Annotated in this window: 13 protein-coding genes; 4 read left to right on the plus strand and 9 right to left on the minus strand. The window is 71.4% G+C overall.

The features are described 5' to 3' along the window. Window positions 1-2: 2 nt before the first annotated feature. The 3 genes from ACOZ90_RS01720 to ACOZ90_RS01730 all read left to right on the plus strand — a co-directional run bounded on the left by ACOZ90_RS01720 (window position 3) and on the right by ACOZ90_RS01730 (window position 2,297). Entirely contained in the window at window positions 3-596 is a 594-nt protein-coding gene (locus ACOZ90_RS01720) for an LOG family protein (RefSeq protein WP_422891891.1), read from the plus strand. A 217-nt stretch (window positions 597-813) separates the two neighbouring features. Continuing rightward, window positions 814-1,812 (plus strand): YhdH/YhfP family quinone oxidoreductase, encoded by a 999-nt coding sequence (locus ACOZ90_RS01725; RefSeq protein ID WP_422891892.1) that lies wholly within the window; start codon window positions 814-816, stop codon window positions 1,810-1,812. Between the two features lie 83 nt (window positions 1,813-1,895). Further along, window positions 1,896-2,297, plus strand: coding sequence for a response regulator (locus ACOZ90_RS01730; RefSeq protein WP_422891893.1), 402 nt, complete (start codon window positions 1,896-1,898; stop codon window positions 2,295-2,297). 12 nt (window positions 2,298-2,309) lie between these two features. Here ACOZ90_RS01730 and ACOZ90_RS01735 read toward each other — a convergent pair whose 3' ends face one another. Continuing rightward, window positions 2,310-3,227, minus strand: coding sequence for a DnaJ C-terminal domain-containing protein (locus ACOZ90_RS01735; RefSeq protein WP_422891894.1), 918 nt, complete (start codon window positions 3,225-3,227; stop codon window positions 2,310-2,312). A 238-nt stretch (window positions 3,228-3,465) separates the two neighbouring features. On the opposite strand from ACOZ90_RS01735, the gene ACOZ90_RS01740 reads away from it, so the two are divergent. Beyond that, window positions 3,466-3,948 (plus strand): peroxiredoxin, encoded by a 483-nt coding sequence (locus tag ACOZ90_RS01740; protein ID WP_422891895.1) that lies wholly within the window; start codon window positions 3,466-3,468, stop codon window positions 3,946-3,948. Here ACOZ90_RS01740 and pbpC read toward each other — a convergent pair. From pbpC to zipA, 8 genes are all read right to left on the minus strand, one after another. Further along, the gene (pbpC, locus tag ACOZ90_RS01745; RefSeq protein ID WP_422891896.1) at window positions 3,945-6,305 is read right to left on the minus strand and encodes a penicillin-binding protein 1C; all 2,361 of its coding nucleotides are present in this window, start codon (window positions 6,303-6,305) and stop codon (window positions 3,945-3,947) included. The genes ACOZ90_RS01740 and pbpC overlap by 4 nt on opposite strands. A gap of 18 nt (window positions 6,306-6,323) precedes the next feature. After that, on the minus strand, window positions 6,324-11,249 hold the full coding sequence (locus ACOZ90_RS01750) for an alpha-2-macroglobulin family protein (protein WP_422892000.1): 4,926 nt from the start codon (window positions 11,247-11,249) through the stop codon (window positions 6,324-6,326). A 101-nt stretch (window positions 11,250-11,350) separates the two neighbouring features. Beyond that, window positions 11,351-13,984 (minus strand): DNA gyrase subunit A, encoded by a 2,634-nt coding sequence (gene gyrA, locus ACOZ90_RS01755; protein WP_422891897.1) that lies wholly within the window; start codon window positions 13,982-13,984, stop codon window positions 11,351-11,353. 171 nt (window positions 13,985-14,155) lie between these two features. Beyond that, entirely contained in the window at window positions 14,156-15,268 is a 1,113-nt protein-coding gene (gene mtnA / locus ACOZ90_RS01760; RefSeq protein ID WP_422891898.1) for an S-methyl-5-thioribose-1-phosphate isomerase, read from the minus strand. Between the two features lie 30 nt (window positions 15,269-15,298). Beyond that, entirely contained in the window at window positions 15,299-15,916 is a 618-nt protein-coding gene (locus ACOZ90_RS01765; protein WP_422891899.1) for a DUF3011 domain-containing protein, read from the minus strand. Between the two features lie 95 nt (window positions 15,917-16,011). Continuing rightward, complete coding sequence (gene epmA / locus ACOZ90_RS01770; protein WP_422891900.1) at window positions 16,012-16,998, minus strand: EF-P lysine aminoacylase EpmA; 987 nt, start codon at window positions 16,996-16,998, stop codon at window positions 16,012-16,014. Next, a complete protein-coding gene (ligA, locus tag ACOZ90_RS01775; protein ID WP_422891901.1) occupies window positions 16,991-19,333 on the minus strand; it encodes an NAD-dependent DNA ligase LigA in 2,343 nt (780 codons plus the stop codon). The genes epmA and ligA overlap by 8 nt, the downstream gene beginning before the upstream one ends. Before the next feature lie 67 nt (window positions 19,334-19,400). After that, complete coding sequence (gene zipA, locus ACOZ90_RS01780) at window positions 19,401-20,147, minus strand: cell division protein ZipA (protein ID WP_422891902.1); 747 nt, start codon at window positions 20,145-20,147, stop codon at window positions 19,401-19,403. Window positions 20,148-20,163: the final 16 nt, after the last annotated feature.

The following is a 20,163-nucleotide window of genomic DNA, read 5'->3' on the forward strand; positions in this document are numbered from 1 at the left end:
CGATGAAGAACCTCTGCGTCTACTGCGGCTCCAACACCGGCAGCCAGCCGATCTACCTGGAACAGGCGATCGCGCTGGGCACCCGGCTGGCAAAGGACGGCATCGGCCTGGTCTACGGCGGCGGCAACATCGGCCTGATGGGCGCCGTGGCCGACGCGGTGATGCAGGCCGGCGGCGAGGTCACCGGGGTCATCCCCGAGCAGCTCATGGAATGGGAAGTCGGCCACCGCGGGCTGACCAGGCTGGAGGTCGTGGGCTCGATGCACGAGCGCAAGTCGCGCATGTTCGAACTGGCCGACGGCTTCGTCGCCCTGCCCGGCGGCTTCGGCACCCTGGAGGAAATCATCGAGATGCTCACCTGGCGCCAGCTGGGCATCGGCAACAAGCCCTGCGCGTTCCTGGACGTGGCCGGCTACTGGTCTGCCGTGGCGGCGATGATGGATCGGATGGTCGCCGACCGCTTCCTCCACCCGGATCAGCGCCGGGATCTGTGGATCGGCGACGACATCGACACCATGCTGGGCTGGATGAACGCGTACGAGCCCGTCCAGGCGTCGAAGTGGCTGGACGAGAAGCACCGAAATGCCCTGCGATAGCAGAGCTTCGGAAGCGTAACCCCGAGCTGTCGAAGAGCCGCCAATGACGCGCCGGTGAGTCGCGCCCTGCCGGTGGGGGTGTCGCGCCAAGCAATACATGGATGTATTGCGCGCGCGTCGGGACAGGATGTCCCGCCGCGCGGAAAGCGACACCCCCACCGGCAGGGCGCGGCGTCCCCACGAAGCCCGCAACAATGCCCTGCGATAGGATGCTGCCATGACTGCCATTCCCGCTACGTTTCCCGCCTTCCGCATCCACAGCGATGACGCCGGCTACCGCGCCGGCATCGAGCCGGTTTCACTCGACCAGCTTTCGCCGGGCGAAGTGGTCATCCGCGCCACCCACTCCTCGGTCAACTACAAGGACGCCCTTGCGGGCACCGGCAAGGGAAAGATCCTGCGCAGCTTCCCGCTCGTGGGCGGCATCGACGTGGCCGGGCACGTAGCGGCTTCCACCGACCCGCGCTTTCGCGAGGGAGACGCCGTGCTGGTCACCGGCCGCGGACTGGGCGAAACCCGCGACGGCGGCTACGCGCAGTACGTGCGCGTGGACGCCGACATGGCGGTTCCGCTGCCGTCGGGCCTGGATCTGCGCGAGGGCATGATCCTGGGCACCGCCGGCTTCACCGCCGCGCTGGCGCTGGTGCGCATGACCCGCAACGGGCAGGTGCCGGAAATGGGCCCGCTGGCGGTCACCGGCGCCACCGGCGGGGTCGGCTCGCTGGCCGTGGACATCTACACCGCCGCCGGCTTCGAGGTGCACGCCGTCAGCGGCAAGGCCGACCGGGCCGGCTACCTGAAGGAACTGGGCGCAAGCCAGGTGCTCGGCCGCGACGCGCTCCAGACCAGCCGTCCGCTGGAAACAGCGCGCTTCGGCGGCGGCATCGACAACGTGGGCGGGCCCATGCTCGCCAGCCTGCTGGCGCAGACCTGCCCCTACGGCAACGTCGGCAGCGCCGGCCTGGCCGCCGACCACCGCCTGGACGCCACGGTGATGCCGCTGATCCTGCGCGGCGTGTCGCTGCTGGGCGTGGCCTCCACCGAGCCGCCAGCCGAGCTGCGCGATGAGGTCTGGCAGCGCCTGTCGGGCGACTGGAGGCCGCGCCACCTCGACCGCATCTGCACCCGCGAGGCGACGCTGGAACAGCTCCCGGACGTCTTCGACAGCATGCTCGCGGGCGGCTCACTCGGCCGGACGGTGGTCACACTTTCCTGATCAGCCCCACCGCGCCGACCTCCGGCGCGGCTTGCGGCGACGCCTGCCGCCGATACAATCGCCGTTCACTTTTGGGGAATTCCATGGCCCGCATCCTGATCGTCGACGACTCGCCCTCCCAGCTCGCCGGGATCCGCCGCATCGTCGAAAAGCTCGGCCACGAAACGCTCACCGCCGAAGACGGCCAGGCCGGGGTGGACACGGCCGCGCGCGAACTGCCCGACCTGATCCTGATGGACGTGGTGATGCCCAACCTCAACGGTTTCCAGGCCACCCGTTCGATCTCCCGCAACGCATCCACCAGCCACATCCCGGTGATCCTGGTGACCACCAAGGATCAGGAAACCGACCGCGTCTGGGGCATGCGCCAAGGCGCACGCGGCTACCTCACCAAGCCCTTCAGCGAGAAGGAGCTGTCGGAGGTCATCGCCGGCCTGCTGGGGCCTTCGGCCAGCGGCGACCCGGCCGCGCCCGCGGCCGGCTGAGGCGCCGGGGCTTCAGACCCGGCGCCAGCCTTCCCCGAACGCCTGCTGCAGGTCGCGGTAGGCCTGCCGCTGCGCTTCATCCCCCGCGCGCGGGGCCATCACCTCCAGGATCACGATCTGGTCGCCGTCGCGGCCGCCGCGCACGCCCGGCAGGCCGCGTCCGCGCAGGCGCAGCTTGCGCCCGGAGTCTGAATCCGCAGGCACCTTCAGCCCGACCGCGCCGCCCAGGGTGGGCACCTCCACCGTCGCCCCCAGCGCCGCTTCCCACGGCGCCACCGGCAGCACGTAGATGATGTTGTCGCCGTCCACCTCGAACCGCGGATGGGCCGCGTACTCGACCTCCAGCAGCAGGTCGCCCGGCATCCCCGCCGGCCCGCCGCCCTGCCCCTTCAGCCGGATCACCTGGCCCGGCCGCACACCCCGGGGCACCTTCACCTCCAGGGTGCGGCCGTTGAGGCCGATGCGGACTGAATCGCCTGCGTGCACCGCCTCCAGCGGCACCGCCACCTTGGCCCGGGTGTCGCCACGCGGATGAGGCCCGGGGCCCGCCTGCGGCCCCGGCCCGCCGCGGCGGCGACCGAACAGCTCCTCGAAGAAGTCGCTGAACCCCCCGCCGGCACCGCCGCCAGCAAATACCTCCTCGAAATCGAACCCGTCCGCCCCGCCGTGCCGGAACCCGCCGTGCGGCGGCCGCACCTCGTCACCGGGCCGGTAGCCGCCGGCGCGCAGCTGGTCGTAGGCCTTGCGCTTGGCCGGGTCGCGCAGCGCCTCGTAGGCCTCGTTGACGGCCTTGAACTTGTCCTCGGCGCCCGCCTCCTTGCTCACGTCCGGGTGGTACTTGCGCGCCAGCCGGCGGTAGGCGGCCTTGATCTCGGTTTCACCGGCGCCCGGGTCGACCCCGAGCGTGTCGTAGTAGTCCTTGAACTGCATCGTTCACCTGATTGGATATATGCGCGATGTTGCAGCGGCGGCGGCAACTGGAATAGTCTGCGAGCGGGCCTTCCGGACGTAGTCTAGACCCCAGCGCCGAAGCCTCCCGGGCGCGGCTCCCCGCCCCGGCTCCGATGCCCGCTATCTGGCGGCTCCGCGCGGGGATTTCAAACCCTGCACGCAGCACCCGCGCCGAACCGGATAGACTCCGCCAACCCGCCCCCTCCCGGAGCCAGCCATGCCCATCCAGATCGGCGATCCCATTCCCGAAGTCGTCCTCAAGCATATCGACGACGGCATCCAGGCCATTGACACCCCGACCCTGTTCGAAGGCCGCAACGTGGTGCTGTTCGCGGTTCCCGGCGCGTTCACGCCCACCTGTTCCGAACGCCACCTGCCCGGCTTCGTCGAGCACTTCGAGAAGTTCCGCGCGCGCGGCGTCGAGGTGGCCTGCATGTCGGTCAACGACCCGTTCGTGATGAAGGCCTGGGGCGAAAGCCAGGACGTGCCGCAGGGCCTGCGCATGCTCGCCGACGGCAACGGCGACCTCACCAGGGCGCTGGGCATGGAGATGGACGGCAGCGCCTACGGCATGGGCCTGCGCGCGAAGCGCTTCGCCCTGTATGCCGAGGACGGCGTGGTCAGGAAGCTGTTCGTGGAGGCGCCCGGCGAGTTCAAGGTCTCCAGCGCCGAGCACGTGCTCGCCGATCTGGAGTCCTAGCGCAACACCCTGAACTCCACCCGCGCCCAGGCGCCGCTGTCGGCCAGCGCGGTCAGGGTGTAGGCGCCCGGCTGGTCGAACTGGTGGATGAAGGGGCGCGCACCCGTGGTCTCGGCCAGCCAGCGGCCGTCCAGCAGCCACTGCACCCCGCCCTGCGCGCCCAGCGCGCGCAATGAAAGCCGCACCCCGCGCGGGCTGCCCGGCGGCCGCGCCAGGCGCGCGCCGTCCTGCACGCCCTCGATCCGCAGCTCGCCCAGCGCCGCGCGGCCGTCGTCGGCGCAGTCCTCGGCCAGTAGCGGCAGCCGCGCCGCGGCGCGGTCGGCGGCCGGCAGCCACGGCGACAGCAGCGCCGGCCAGCGCGCAATTTCCGCCTCGCGCGACTCGTGCGACCGGGCGCACTGGGACGACAGCCGCCTGCCCGTACCGGCATCCACCCGGTAGCGCACCCGGCCCGCACTCCACAGCCGCGCATCGCGCTCGGCGAAGGTCGGCGGGATCGCGCCGTCCAGCACCCACGCGTCCAGCCGGCGCCGGCACAGCGATGCCGGCTGGTCTGCGGCCGCCAGACCCAGCGGCCAGCAGATTTCCCGTTCCTCCACGCCGTCCGGCGGCGGTATCCGGATCGCGTCCGCCCGCGCCCGGGGCAGGCTGTCGATGACCTCGAACAGAAGCGGCAGCGCGGTGATGGCACCGTACTGGCCGGGCAGCGGCGTGCCGTCCGGGCGGCCCACCCAGACCCCAACGGTATGGCGCCGGGTCGCGCCCAGCGCCCAGGCGTCGCGGAAGCCGTAGCTGGTGCCGGTCTTCCAGGCCACGCGCGGGCGGTCGCGCTGGTCGAAGGTGTCGGCGCGCTCGCCCGGCCGCGGGTTGGAGGCCAGGGCTTCGGACACGATCCAGGCCGCGCCCGGCGACATCAGGCGACGCTCCAGCAGCGGCGCATCGGCGGTCAGGCGCACCCGCCCGGCGCGGCCCCCGCGCGCCAGCGCCGCATGCGCGCCCACCAGGTCTTCCAGGGTCGCGCCGGTGCCGCCCAGGATCAGCGGCAGGCCCGGCGCGGCGCCGCGCGGAAAACGCAGGCGGATCCCGGCGTGATCCAGGCGCGCCGCAAAGCGCCCCGGCCCGACCCGGTCCAGCAGGTCCACCGCCGGCACGTTGAGCGAACGCCGCAGCGCCTCGGCCGCCGACACCGGCCCACTGTACGCCATGCCGAAATTGCCCGGACGGTAGCCGTGGAACGACTGCGGCGCATCCACCATCAGGCTGGCCGAATGGATCAGGCCGTCATCCAGCGCCATGCCGTACAGGAACGGCTTGAGCGTGGAGCCCGGTGAGCGCACCGCCTGCACCATGTCCACGTGCCCCAGCCGCGCGCGGTCGCCGAACTCGGCGGCGCCGATGTAGGCGCGCGCCTGCAGGGTCGCGTTGTCGATGACCAGCAGCGCCGCCGAGGTGCGCTCGGGCAGGCCGGCGAAGTATCCGGCCACCCGCGCCTCCAGCATCCGCTGCAGGCCGGCGTCGATGGTTGACTCGATCCGCTCGGCGGCCGGATCCGCGCTGCGCAGCCGCTGCGCCAGCAGCGCCGCGTGCATGGGCTGGCGCAGCGCACGCGAGACCACCGGCTCGATGCGGGCGTCCTCGACCTCGGCGCGGCTCCATGCGCCCTGCGCCACCATCCGCTCCAGCAGCTTGTCGCGCGCGGCGCGGGCGCGCTGCGGATGCCGGTCGGGCCGCAGCCGGCTCGGTGCCTGCGGCAGCACCGCCAGCAGCGCCGCCTCGGCCCGCGACAGGCGCGAAGCCGGCTTTCCCAGGTAAGCCCAGCTCGCCGCCTCGACCCCTTCGATGGTGCCGCCGAACGGCGCCCGCTCCAGGTACAGGGTGAGGATCGCGCGCTTGGACAGGTGCGCCTCGAGCTGCAGCGCGCGCAGCATCTGCCGCGCCTTGCCCCAGGGCGTGCGCGAGTGCGGCTCCAGGATCCGCGCCACCTGCATGGTCAAGGTCGATCCGCCGGACACGATCCGGCCCGCCCGCAGCCACTGCCAGCCCGCCCGCGCCAGCGCCATCGGGTTGATTCCCGGGTGCCGGTGGAACCACCGGTCCTCGTAGGTCAGCAGCGCCTCCAGGTACAGCGGCGACACCGCGTCCAGGTCCGCCGGATGCCGCCACACCCCTTCGGCATCGGCGAACGCGCGCAGCGGCGTGCCGTCGTGCGCCACCACCACGCTGCTGGTGTCGCGCGCGGCCGGCAGCGGCGGCGGGAACAGCAGATCCAGCGCCAGCAGCGAGACCAGCGCCGCCACCGTGCCCCAGCGCAGCCACGCAAGGGCGCGGCGCCGGCGTGCCGGCCGTTGCGCGCCCACCTCAGCCGGTGCGGCGGGTCACGGCTGCACCACCGTGATGGTTTCCGGCGTGGCCCGCCCCACCCCGCGCAGCTCCGGCCGGTACATGTCCTCCACCATCGGCGGCGGCACGGTGTAGGTGCCGGGGGTGACCGCACGCACCATGTAGAACAGGCGCGCGGTGCCGCCGCGGGACAGGTTGACCGCGGCCACGTAGCGGTCGTCGCGGAACTCCTCGTGGCGCAGGTCGGCGGCGCCGCCGCGCTCGGCCAGGTTCACCCCCTGCACCGTCACCTCGCCCCACTGCTCGCTGTCGGCCAGGTTGAAGTTCTCGATCTCCAGGCCGGCCGGCAGCAGGTCGGTCAGCAGCGCGTCCGGCATGGCCTGGTCGGCGGTGATCGACACCGCCACGATCAGCGCCTCGCCCTCGGCCAGCGGCCCCGGCTCCCACGGCGTGCCGTCCATGCGGTACAGCCTGCGCTCGACCTTGAGATGGGTGAAGTCCGCCTCCGGCGCGCTGCGCGGCACGCCGGCCACTTCCAGGCTGGCGTACAGCGGCGGCTCGCCCGCGGGCTCGAAGCGCACCCCGGCCACCAGTTCGGCGTGGTCGAACCGGCGACCGAACACGCGCACGTCCGTCACCGCCTCCTCGCTGCCGCCCGTGCGCAGCGCGCCGGACACGCGCCGCGATCCATCCGCCGCCAGCGCCTTGCCCAGCCGCGCCACCGCGATCTGCTCCTGGGTGCTCAGGTACATCCAGCGCTGCTTGCGCCGCGCGTCCAGCTCGCGGCCGACGTCGATCGCGCGCGCGGTGTATTCGGGCTTGGCGGCGTCCTGCTCGTGCACCAGCGCGATCGACAGCGCCGCGTCGCGCAGCGGGGTCGACCAGTCACCCAGCCAGCGCGGGCGCTCGCGCCGCAGCGAGAAGCCCTGGGCGATGGCCTTGTCGCCGCGGGCCGTATCGCCCTGCAGCCGCAGCGCCAGGCCCAGGCGCACCAGCGGCAGGCCGCTCAGCGCGGCCTCGGCATGGTTGTCGAACAGCGCCCGCAGCGTGCCCAGCGGGGCACGGTTCACCCGCGCCAGCACGAAGCCGGCATGGGCCTGATAGGTCAGCTTGAGGTACTGGCGGTGGTCGCGTCCGTAGAACTCCTGGCCGCCGGCCAGCAGATCCTCGTTCAGCCGCTCCAGCGCGTTCTGCAGCACCGCCTCGGGCACCGCGAAGCCGGCCTCGCGGGCGTCGAGCAGGAACTCGGCCACGTACGGCGTGAGCATCGGGTCGGTCGGGCCGCTGCTGCCCCACATCGAGAAGTGGCCGTTGGCCGCCTGCATCGACGCCAGCCGCCCGAACGCGGCCTCGACCGTGCGCTGGCGGCGCGCGGCGTCCACGTCCTCCAGGCCGAGCATGGACACCGTCGCCTCGTCCAGCATCAGCGCCGCATAGCCGCGGCTGGTGGTCTGCTCCGTGCACCAGTAGGGATAGTCCAGCGCGCCCTTCAACGCAGCCGCGAACGGCACCGGCGGAAACGCGCTGACGCTCATCTGCGCCTGCACCGAGCCTGGCATCAGTCCGTCGGCGAACGACGCGCCCAGGCTGATCGGCGCCAGCGTGTCCAGCGCCCGCGTTTCGGCCCGCAGCACCGACGGCCACGCCGCGCGTACCGGCAGGTCGTAGCTGCGATCCACGTCCTCGCCGTTGCCCTCCACCCGCACCCGCACGCTGGCGGTGGCGTAGTCGTTGGCCGCGGTCAGCGGGAAGTTGAGGGTGACGCTGTCTTCCACGCCGATCCCGACCGTACGCGTGCCCTCGCCCACCGCCAGCGGCCCCTCGCCCTCGACGCGGACGCGGAACTCGCCCTCGCGGCCGGTGAAGTTGGTCAGATCCAGGGTCAGCGTGCTGCGGTCGCCCGGCGCAAGCACCCGCGGCATGCTGGCCTCGGCCACGATCGGCGCGCGCACCACGGTTTCCGCATCGCGGTTGCCGTAGGCATCATCCGACCACACCAGCGCGGAAACCCGCAGGGTGCCGTTGAAGTCCGGCACCGGCAGCTCAACGGTGGCGTTGCCGTCCGCATCCAGCCGCACCGGGCCGGAGAACAGATCCACTGTCTGCACCCGCGCCGTCGGCCGCCGCGCCTGCGGCAGGGCGTCCAGCGCCATGTCGCCGCCGAAGCGGATGCGCGCGGTGCCGCCCTCGTGGCTTTCGATCACCCGGCCGTAGACATCGTAGGCGTCGATGCCCAGGCGCCGCTGGCCGAAGAAGTGCGCCACCGCATCCGGCACCGGGAAGCGGGTGATGTTGAGGATGCCCACGTCCACCGCAGACACGGTGGCGTGCGCCTGCTTCCCCGCAAGCTGGGGCGCGCTCAGGGTCACCCGCAGCGGCTGCTCAGGCCGCACCAGATCGGCCACCCTCAGGCCCACCGCAACCCGGCGGTCGCTTCGATCCATCGGCACGTGGGCCACGCCCACCGCCCGTGCCGGCGTGGTCACGTCGACGGCGCGGCCGCCGCGAAACACCAGCGCGGTCACATACACGTCGTGCCGCTCCCAGTCTTCGGTGACCGGGATGCGGAAAGTGCTGCCCGGCTCGGCCTCGATCGCCTGCACGTACAGCAGCTCGTCGCTCTCCACCAGCAGCAGGCCCCTGCCCGGATGCGGCGGCGTCACCGTCACCTCCAGGGTGTCGCCCGCGCGATAGGCGGTCTTGTCCAGGGCCAGCTTGACCTTGTCCGGGCGCGCGTCCAGGCCGCGGTTCTGGTCGTTCCAGCTCCAGCCGGCGCGGAACGGATAGCGCATCACCAGCCCGGTCTGCGGATCCTCCACGTCGACCCGGTACTCGCCCCACTCCACGGGGAAGTCGAAGCGCACCGCGGTTTCACCCGCGTCCAGCATGCGGGTCTCGACGTTCTCGAAGCGACGGGTGAAGTCGTAGTTCCAGCCGCCCTCGTCGTCGTGCCGCCAGTGGTAGTCGCGGTGCTCGCGCACCAGGGTGACCTTCAATCCGTCGGCAGGCCGCGGCGTGCCCTGCGCGTCCACGCGCACCAGCTCGAAGCCGGCGCTGGCGTTGGCGGCCGCCCCCTCGGCGTCGTCGAACAGCGGCCGCAGCCCGACCAGCGCATCGGCCGGCCACAGCACCCGCTCCAGGCTGCGGTTGACGCTGCGCCCGCCGCTTTCGTACAGGCTGCCGGTCACCAGCGCGGCAATCGGCGTCACCGGGCGCGCCTCCTCGGGCAGCGCGATGTCCTGCTGCAGGCGGCCCTCGTCGTCCAGCTCGGCCTCGACCACGTCGCGCGCCTCGCGCGGCAGCTCCACCGTCGGATCGCCGAAGAAGTGATCCGGCAGGCTGTCCACCGGATGCTGCTCCACGGACAGGGCCATCGTCGCGCTGAAGCGGTTGCCCGCCGCCGGGGCGCCGTACAGGTACGCGCCGGCAACCTGCAGCCGCAGCGGTTCACCCGGCGCCAGCCGCGGCGCCGCGCTGTCCAGCTCCAGCTTCATCCGCTCGGGCAGGAACTCCTCGATCCGCAGCGTCATCCCCTGCACCGCCTCGCGGCTGCCCGGGTCGGTGCGGAACTCCACCTGCCAGCGCCCGGTCGGCGCATCGACGGGAACTTCCCGCTCCATCCGGTAATAACCCTGCGGCCCCGGCTCCAGCCGGGTCTCGAAGAAGGTGCGCCCGTCCGGCTGCTTGAGCCGCGCGAACAGGGGCTGTCCGCCGCCCTCGCCCGCCGTCACCGGGCGGCCGTCATGGTCGCGCAGCAGCGCCGACACGCGCACGGTCTCGCCGGGCCGGTACAGATCGCGCCCCGACCAGGCGAACACGTCGAACCCGGCCTGCCCCCGCCCGGCCACCGCGAACTCCGACAGGTCCAGCGCCGGCTGGTTGAACGGCAGCAGCGACACGTCGCGGCCGCGGCTGGCCACCAGCACGTGGGCGGCATCCAGGGTGTAGTCGAACACCGCGTTGCCGTTGCCGTCGGTCTCGCCGCGGTACACCGTCTCGCCCTTGCCATCCAGCACCCGCAGCGCGACGCCGCCGTTGGCCGCCCCGGTTTCCAGCGAGGCGGTGTGCACGAACAGCCGCTCCCCGTAGGCCCGGGCATGCAGCCCGATATCGCTGACGGTGAAGAACGCGGTCTCGAACTCGCTTTCGAACGCGCCGGCCCGTTTCATCACCGCGAAGTACAGGCCCGGTTCCTGCAGCTCGGGTATGTCCTGCACCGGCAGGTAGGTCAGCAGCCGCTCGTTGCGCTCGCCGCCCAGCACGAAGCGGTTCACGTACACCGGCTCGGCCATGCGCGAGAGCGGCGTGCGCCCGCCGTAACTCGCCTCCAGATCCCAGCTGCCGCGGCGGCCGCCGCGCTGGTACTGGTTGAGGAAGCGCGGCACGTCGTTCTCGCGCACCCTGAGGAATTCGACGTCCACCTCGGCCACGTTCAGCGACACCACCGGCAGGCCGCGGCTGCCGCGCGCCGGCAGCACGCTGCCCTGGGAGGCGAAGCCTGCCAGCGGCTCCAGGTCGCCGGTATGGATAGTGCGCTGGATCTGCTCGCCCAGCTCGCTGCCGTCGGCCGCGGTCAGCCCGGCGGCAATGGTGACCGCGTACTGGCGGTTGGCCTCGGCGTTGGGGAAGCGCAGGGTGCTGTTGTCCTCGTCCAGCGACCAGCCACCCTCCTGCGCCGCGGGCCCGTCCAGGGTGACGAGCCGGTCGAAGTCCTGGGTGGCCACCAGCGGCTGCGAGAACTCCAGCACCAGCGCCAGCCCGTCGCCGCGCTCGTCGGCCCAGGCCCGGGCCAGGCCGAAGCCTTCGATTTCAACCCGCTCGCTCTGGATCGCCTCGCCGCTGGGCGCAGGACGCTGCCCGGAGGGGTCGCCACCGCAGGCCGCCAGCAGCATCGCGCTCGCCAGCAGCGCCAGCCATCGCGGCCGGCACAGCCGCGCCGAGACCTGTTCCCTGGATCGCATCCGCTCGCGCATGGCCTGCCCTCATTCGGTTCCCGGGCAGTATAGACAGCGGCATGGAACACATGGCGGTGCGGCAGGATCCGGCCGCACCGCCGTGCCGGTTACGGCACCGGCTGGTCGCCCGGAGCCGGCGCATCCGCGCGGGCCGCCGGCATGTCGTCGTCCCCGTCTTCGCCGGCATCGTCGCCGTTGCCGTTCTCCTCGATCGAGATGTCGATGCGCTCGATCGCCTGCAGGGTCTCGCCCTCGCCCAGCCGCATCAGGGTCACGCCCTGGGTGTTGCGGCCGACCTGGGCGATCTCCGAGGCGCGGGTGCGCACCAGGGTGCCGCCATCGGAGATCAGCAGCACCTCGTGCTCGTCGGCGATCTGCACCGCGCCCACCAGGTTGCCGTTGCGCTCGCTGGTCTGGATCGCGATCACGCCCTGGATGCCGCGGCCCTTGCGCGGGTAGTCGGACACCGGGGTGCGCTTGCCGTAGCCGTGCTCGGTGGCGGTGAGGATGTCGCCGTCGCCGTCGGCCACCACCACGATCATGCTGCACACCTGCTCGCCATCGGCCAGGCGGATGCCGCGCACGCCGGTGGCGGTGCGGCCCATCGCGCGCACTTCGTTCTCGTCGAAGCGCACCGCCTTGCCGTTGGAGGCGAACAGCATCACGTCGCTGCTTCCATCGGTGAGGTCGGCGTTGACCAGCGCATCGCCCTCGTCGAGGTTGATCGCGATCTTGCCGCGGGCCAGGCGGTATTCGAACTCCTTGAGCGGGGTCTTCTTGACCGTCCCGTTGCGGGTGGCGAAGAACACGTACTGGTCATCGGTGTACTCGCGCACCGGCACCACCGCTTGCACCTTCTCGTCCTCCTCCAGCGCGAGCCAGTTGACGATCGGCCGCCCGCGCGCGTTCGGCCCGGCGTCGGGCAGCTGGTACACCGGCAGCCAGAACACGCGCCCGGCGCTGGTGAAGGTCAGCAGGGTGTCGTGGGTATTGACCAGCCACAGCTGGTCGATGAAATCCTCGTCCTTGGTCGTGGCGGCGTTGCGGCCGCGGCCGCCGCGCCGCTGGGCGCGGTAGGAGCTGACCGGCTGGCGCTTGGCGTAGCCGGAGTGCGACAGCGTGACCACCACGTCCTCGGGCGCGATCAGGTCGAGGATGTCCAGGTCTTCCTCGCTCTGGCGGATCTCGCTGCGGCGCTCGTCGCCGAACTCTTCCTTCACCGCGCGCAGCTCGGTGCGGATCACCTCCAGCAGCACGTCCGGATCCTCCAGGATCTCGATCAGGCCGCGGATGGTCTCCAGCAGCTGGCGGTATTCGTCGGTGAGCTTGTCCTGCTCCAGCCCGGTCAGGCGGTGCAGGCGCATCTCCAGGATCTGCTGGGCCTGGGTTTCGGTGAGCTGGTAGGCACCGTCCACCAGGCCGACGCCCTTGGGCAGGTCTTCCGGCCGCGAGGCCTCGGCGCCCGCGGCCTCCAGCAGCGTGGCCACCAGGCCCGGCTCCCAGGTGCGGGACAGCATGCGCTCGCGCGCCTCGTTGGGGTTGGCCGACGTCTTGATCAGCTCGATCATCTCGTCGATGTTGGCCAGCGCGACGGTCAGGCCTTCCAGCACGTGGGCACGCGCGCGCGCCTTGCGCAGTTCGAAGATCGTGCGGCGGGTGACCACCTCGCGCCGGTGGCGGATGAACGCCTCCAGGATCTGCTTGAGGTTCAGCAGCTGCGGGCGGCCGTCCACCAGGGCCACCATGTTGATGCCGAAGAACGACTCCAACTGGGTCTGCTGGTACAGGTTGTTCAGCACGACCTCGGCCGAATCCCCGCGCTTGACCTCGATGTAGATGCGCATGCCGTCCTTATCGGACTCGTCGCGCAGCTCGCTGATGCCCTCGAGCTTCTTTTCCTTCACCAGCTCGGCGATCTTCTCGATCAGCCGCGCCTTGTTCACCTGGTAGGGAATCTCGGTGACGATGATCGACTCGCGGCCGTTGTCGGCCACCTCGATATCCGCCTTGGCGCGGATGCGCACGCGGCCGCGGCCGGTGCGGTAGGCCAGCTGGATGCCGCTGACGCCGTTGATGATGCCGGCGGTGGGGAAGTCCGGGCCGGGGATGTGCTCCATCAGGCCGTCGATGTCCAGGTCCGGGTCATCGATGAGGGCGATGGTGGCGTCGACCACCTCGCACAGGTTGTGCGGCGGGATGTTGGTGGCCATGCCCACCGCGATGCCGGCCGACCCGTTGATCAGCAGGTTGGGCACCCGCGCCGGCAGCACCGTCGGCTCAAGTTCCTTCTCGTCGTAGTTGAGCTGGAAGTCGACGGTTTCCTTGTCGATATCGGCCAGCAGCTCGTGCGACAGGCGCGACATGCGCGCCTCGGTGTAGCGCATGGCCGCGGCGGAGTCGCCGTCGATGGAGCCGAAGTTGCCCTGGCCGTCGATCTGCATGTAGCGCAGCGAGAACGGCTGGGCCATGCGCACCATCGTGTCGTAGACCGCCGAATCGCCGTGCGGGTGGAACTTGCCGATCACGTCACCGACAATGCGGGCCGACTTGTAGTACGGCTTGTTGCTGTGCGCGCCCAGCTCGTTCATGGCGTACAGCACGCGCCGGTGCACCGGCTTGAGGCCGTCGCGCACGTCCGGCAGCGCGCGTCCCACGATCACGCTCATGGCGTAATCGAGGTAGCTGCGGCGCATTTCGTCTTCGAGGTTGACGGGGATGATTTCTTGCGTGGAATCGACCATCTAGGCTGTTCGCATCCTGGCGGCTGCCGGCAGCGCTGCACGCCCCCGGCATCGCCGGGGCGCATTCACGTTGCTGCGGGAAAGCGCGTTGAAAAAGACATCGAAGTATACCACGCCGGGGGCCTTCGAGGCGGGTCTTTCCAGCATTAAATCAATAACTTGCGCGCCGATTTACCCGGTTTTCCGGCGCCGGTGCGCGTGGCGCTCCTGGCGGTCGGGCGCAGGGGCCGCGAACAGCGCCCGCATCGAGGCCTCGTCAGGCCGCTCGACAATGCCCTTTTCCGTCACGATGGCGTCGATCAGGCTGGCCGGGGTGACGTCGAATACCGGGTTCCAGGCCTGCACGCCGTCCGCCACGGTGCGCGCACCGCCGGCGCCCAGCAACTCGCCGGGATCGCGCTCCTCGATTTCGATCAGATCGCCCGAAGCGGTGTCCATGTCCACGGTGGACGACGGCGCCACCACCATGAACTTCCGGCCGTGGAAGCGGGCCGAGATCGCCAGCTGGTAGGTGCCGATCTTGTTGGCGACGTCGCCGTTGGCGCAGATGCGGTCGGCGCCGACCACCACCCATTCCACCCCGCCCTCGTTGAGCAGGTGCGAGGCGGCAGCGTCGGCGATCAGGGTGGCGTCGATGCCGTCCTGCTGCAGCTCCCACACCGTGAGCCGGGCGCCCTGGTTCCAGGGCCGGGTCTCGCCGGCGAACACCCGGCCGATCCGCTGCTGGGCAACGCCCGCGCGGATGACCCCCAGCGCGGTGCCGAAGCCGGCGGTGGCCAGCGAGCCGGTGTTGCAGTGGGTCAGCACCCCCGAGCCGGGGGCGATCAGCGCCGCGCCCAACTCGCCCATGCGGCGGTTGGCGGCCAGGTCTTCGGCTTCGATCGCGTGCGCTTCGGCCTCCAGCACTCCACGCCAGTCGTCGCCCGCACTGGCCAGCACCCTGCGCATGCGCGCCAGCGACCAGGCCAGGTTGACCGCGGTCGGGCGCGCGGCGTTGAGCCTGTCCATCGCCGGCTGCAGCGCGCGCGCGGCTTCCGCCCCGTCGGCCGCTTCGACATCGCGCGCTGCCAGCACCACGCCCCAGGCCGCGGCGATGCCGATCGCCGGGGCGCCGCGCACCACGAGGTCGCGGATCGCGTCGGCGACTTCGTCGCTGCCGCGGCAGGTGGTGTAAACGGTTTCGAACGGCAGCCGGCGCTGATCCAGCAGCTCCAGCGCCTCTCCGGCCCAGCGGATCGGGCGGATGCGGTCGTAGCGGGCGTAGTCGATGGCGGGCTCGGTCATGCGCCGATTCTAACGGCTGCCCCGTCCCGCTCAGCGCACCCGGAATTCGGCCGCGCAGCCGCCCCTGACCCAGACGCCGTTGCGATCCCAGCCCCAGTTCTGCCGCTGCACGCAGCGCGTGCGCGAGAGCTGGCGCACCAGCTGCACGTCGCGCTCGACCCGGGCGTTGCAGCGACGCTGGCGGTTGTCCTGTGATTCACAGCGCACGATGTGGCCGGCATCGCGCCCCTGCCCGCGGCGCTGTCCGGGCCGCTGGCCCTGCCCCTGCCACGGCCCGCCGGGGCCGGCCTGGCGTCGGCCGGTTGCCGGTGCGAACTCGCCGCGACAGCCGGACACCACCCAGACGCCGCGCCCGTCATAGCCCCAGGTGCTGCCCTGGACGCAGCGCGCCGAGGACAGCTGACGTACCAGCTGCATGCCCCTGCTGGTATCGGCCGCGCAGTAGTGGCGGCGGTTGTCGCGCGACTCGCAGCGCACGAGGTTGCGTTCGCCGTAACCGGGGCCGCCGCGGGCGGGCTGATTTCCACGCGGCGGGCCGTAGACACCCGATGACGGGCCGTATCCGCCACCAGGCATCGCGCCGTAGCTGACGCAGCCCGCGCCGGCCAGCGCCAGCGCGGCAACACCGATTCGCAGCATCCAGTTCATCATCCGCCTCCGCGATTCCCGGCTCGACCCTAGCGAACCTTCATGACCGTCAACGCGGGGGCCGGACGACGGGTTGACCGGCGCCGCTGCGCCATTCAGGCACGGGCAAAGTCGAAGGCCAGTACGTCGGCGATGCGGTCGGTGCCGAGCATGGCCATCAGCAGGCGATCCACGCCCAGGGCAACTCCGGCGCAGCCTGGAAGCCCGTGCTCCAGCGCTGCCAGCAGGTTGCCGTCGACCCCGGGATCCACGTCCCCGCGCCCGCTGCGCCGCGCCCGGTCGCGCTCGAAGCGCGCGGCCTGCTCGTTCGCGTCGCGCAGCTCGTGGTAGCCGTTGGCCAGCTCCAGCGGGCCGAGGAACAGCTCGAAGCGCTCGGCAACGGGTGCCGGATCGGGCTCGCCGTCGTCTTCGCCGACCCGCGCCAGCATCGCCTGCGAGGCCGGGTAGCCGTGCAGCACCAGGATCGAATCCTGCGCCAACCGGGGCTGGATGCGGTGGGTCATCAGCAGGTCGAGCCAGTCGTCGCGGCCCAGCCCCTGCGGATCGATGTCGATCGCCAGCGCCGCGCGCAGTTCGTCCTCCGGCGCCCGCATCGGATCCAGGTCGAGGTGCTGGCGGAACAGGTCGCGATAGCTGCTGCGCACCGGCGTCGCCGTGCGGCCCACCAGGGCCAGCGCCAGCTGCACCACTTCGATCACCTCTTCCGCCAGCCGCAGGTGATCCCAGCCCACCCGGTACCACTCCAGCATCGTGAACTCGGGGTTGTGGCGCCCGCCCGCCTCGCCGTCGCGGAACACGCGCCCCAGCTCATAGCAGTCGCCGAGCCCGGCGGCGAGCAGGCGCTTGAGCGGATATTCGGGCGAGGTGCGCAGCCAGCGACGGCGCGGGCCGGCGTCGACGTGGCCGGTGAACTCAACGTGGAACGAGGCGATGTTGGGCTCGGTGTTGCCGGCGTGCGAGAGGATCGGCGTCTCGACCTCAAGCACCCCGCGTTCGCGGAAGAGCTCGCGGATCTCCGCGTTGAGCCGGGCGCGCAGGCGCAGCGCCTCCGGCCCGGCCGACGGCCTCCAGGCCTCACTCATGGGCCTGGAGAAACTTCAGCAGCGCGGCCTCGTCCCAGACCTCAATGCCCAGCTCCTCCGCCCTGGCGAGCTTGGAGCCGGCGGCCTCGCCAGCGACCAGGAACGAGGTCTTCTTCGACACGCTTCCGGCCGCCTTGGCGCCCAGCGCTTCCAGCCGCTGCCTGGCCTCGTCGCGGGTCATCGCCTCCAGCGTGCCGGTGAGCACCACGGTCTTCCCGTCCAGCGGCCCGACCTCGACCTCCTCCGCCTTCGGCAGCCGGGCCAGCAGGTCGCGCTGGGCCGCGAGCGAGCGCAGGTACAGCGCCCGGTTGGTTTCATCCGCCATCCATGCTTCAAGCGATTGGGCGGCGTCGGCCGGCAGGCCGGCGGCAACCAGCTGGTGCGCCCTGGCCGTCGCCAGCGCCTCCGCCGTGGAGAACGCGCCCACCAGCCGCTCCGCGCGCGCCGGGGTGATGCCGCGGATTTCCAGGTCGACCAGCAGCGTCGCCGGGTTCAGGCCCTCGGCAAGCTTCGGCGACGGTGGATGTTGATCGCTGATGCGCACGCCGCGTTCGAGCAGCGCGTCGATCACCTGCTGGTTGCCCGGCTGGTCGAGGAAGTGGCCGAGCGAACGCGCCACCTCGCCGCCGATGTCGGGCACGCGCTTGAACAGCGGCCACGGCGTGCGCCGCACCAGCTCCAGTTCACCGAACCACGCCGCCAGCGCCTTGGCCGTGCTCTCGCCCACGTGCTGGATGCCCAGCGCGAACAGGAACCGCGCCAGGCTCGAGTCGCGGCTGCGCTCGATTGCCTCGACCAGGTTTTCGGCCCACTTGGTCGCCACCTTGCCGGCCTTGACCGTCTCCGGGGTCGTGCCGTCGCGCTCGTCGGCTCGGCGCTTCATCTCCACGAAATCGTCCACGCCCAGCCGGTACAGGTCGGCCACGCTGGTGGCGAAACCGAAGTCCACCAGCGCCTGGATCAGCCGCTCGCCCAGGCCTTCGATGTCCATCGCCCGGCGCGAGGCGAAGTGGAACAGCGCCTGCACCCGCTGCGCCGGGCACACCAGCTCGCCGCTGCAGCGGGCCACCACCTCGCCCTCCTCGCGCACGATCTCCGAATCGCAGACCGGGCAGCGCTCGGGCATGCGCCAGGGCTCCGTGCCGTCCGGCCGGCGCTCGGCAATCACCCGCACCACCTCCGGGATCACATCGCCGGCGCGGCGCACGATCACCGCGTCGCCCACGCGCACGTCCAGGCGCGCCACCTGGTCGGCGTTGTGCAGGGTGGCGCGGGTGACGGTGACGCCGCCCACGTGCACCGGCTGCATCAGCACCCACGGCGTCACAGCACCGGTGCGGCCGACGTTGACCTCGATCGACTCCACCACGGTGGCCTGCTCCTGCGCCGGATATTTGTGCGCCAGCGCCCACCGCGGCGCGCGCGAGACGAAGCCCATCGCTTCGCGGCCTTCGGCGTCATCGAGCTTGTAGACGACGCCGTCGATCTCGAACGGCAGCTGCGCACGGCGTTCGCCGATGCGGCGGTAGTAGTCCAGCAGGCCGTCGAAGCCTTCCACCACCTCGCCCAGCGTGCTGACCGGGAAGCCCCACTCGCGCAGGATATCCATCGATCCGGAATGGGTGTCCGGCAATTCACCGCCTTCGACGAGCCCGGTGCCGTAGGCGTAGAACGACAGCGGCCGCTGCGCGGTGATGCCTGGATCCAGCTGGCGCAGCGAACCTGCCGCGCCGTTGCGCGGATTGGCCAGCACCTTGCCGCCCTGCTCGCGGGCACGCTGGTTGTAGGCGTCGAAGTCGACGATCGGCATGTAGACCTCGCCACGCACTTCCAGCACTTTCGGCCAGCCCTTGCCGCGCAGGCGCAGCGGGATGGCGCGCACGGTGCGCAGGTTCACGGTGACGTCCTCCCCGGTGGCTCCATCGCCGCGGGTGGCGCCCTGGACGAAGGCCCCATCCTCGTAACGCAGGCTGACGGCGAGGCCGTCGAGCTTGGGTTCGGCGGAGAAGACGGGGTTGTCGCGGTCGAGCTTCTGGGTAATGCGGCGGACGAAGTCGCGCACTTCGTCCTCTTCAAAGGCGTTGCCGAGCGAGAGCATCGGCATGGCGTGGCGGACCTGGGCGAACTTCGCCGAGGGCGCCGCGCCGACCCGGCGGGTCGGGGAGTCGTCGCTCGCCAGCCCGGGGTGTTCGGCTTCAAGTCCTTCCAGCTCGCGCATGAGCGCGTCGTACTCCGCATCGGGGATGCGGGGCGCGTCGAGGACGTGGTAGGCGTGGTTGGCGTCGTCGATCAGGCGACGCAGTTCGGCGATGCGGTCAGCGGGCGTGGCGGGCATCGGATGATTCTATCCAACCCCGCCCGCGGCGGGGCCCGTCAGGTCACCAGGCAACCCGGCGATGCAGCTACCAGCGCGGGCTGCGGGTGATGGGAGGGGATTCCTGTTCGCGGTCGTAGGCGCGCAGTTCGTCGCGCAGGTGGGCGACGCGCTGGCGGCCCAGGGCGTTGCGCTGTTCGTCGAGCAGGACGCCGTCGAGCAGTTCGGTCATGCGCTGGGCGGTGGGGTGCATGGCCTCCCAGGCGTCCAGGGCCGGCACCGGTGCGGGCAGGGTCAGGAAGAAGGCGATGGCCGGGGTTTCCAGTTCCTGGATCTCGCCCAGTTCGAAGCTGCCCGGCTTCTTGATGTTGGCCACGCTGAAGATCGGGCCCTGCTCGGGGCGCCCTTCCACCAGGCGGTGGAAGACGTTCATGTGGCCGTAGGTGAGGCCGGCCTTTTCCGCGGCGACGAGGATGTCGGGGCCGCGCAGCACCTGGCCGGCGCGGGCGGCGATGTAGAGGGTGACGATCTTGTCGAATTCGCTGCTGACCCGGCGTCCGAGTTCGGCGTTGGGGGTGGCGGGGTCACCGACGGCGCTGTCGAACAGATCCATCTCGGCCTGTTCTTCCACCGGTTCATCGTCCACCGCTTCGGCCAGATCCTGTTCGATCTGCGCGCCCAGGGTCGGTTCGACGCGCTCGTCGCTGCGCGGCTCGGGGGTGATCCGGCGGCCCTGCGCATTGCGCTGCGGGCGGGTGCCGAAATACCAGATGGCGGCGAGGAGGATGATGCCGGCCACCGCGATCGCGATCTGCATCAGCCTGACGTCGGACATCGGGTTCCTCCAGCGG

Source organism: Luteimonas dalianensis (assembly GCF_049339425.1).
Classification (GTDB): Bacteria; Pseudomonadota; Gammaproteobacteria; order Xanthomonadales; family Xanthomonadaceae; genus Luteimonas; species Luteimonas dalianensis.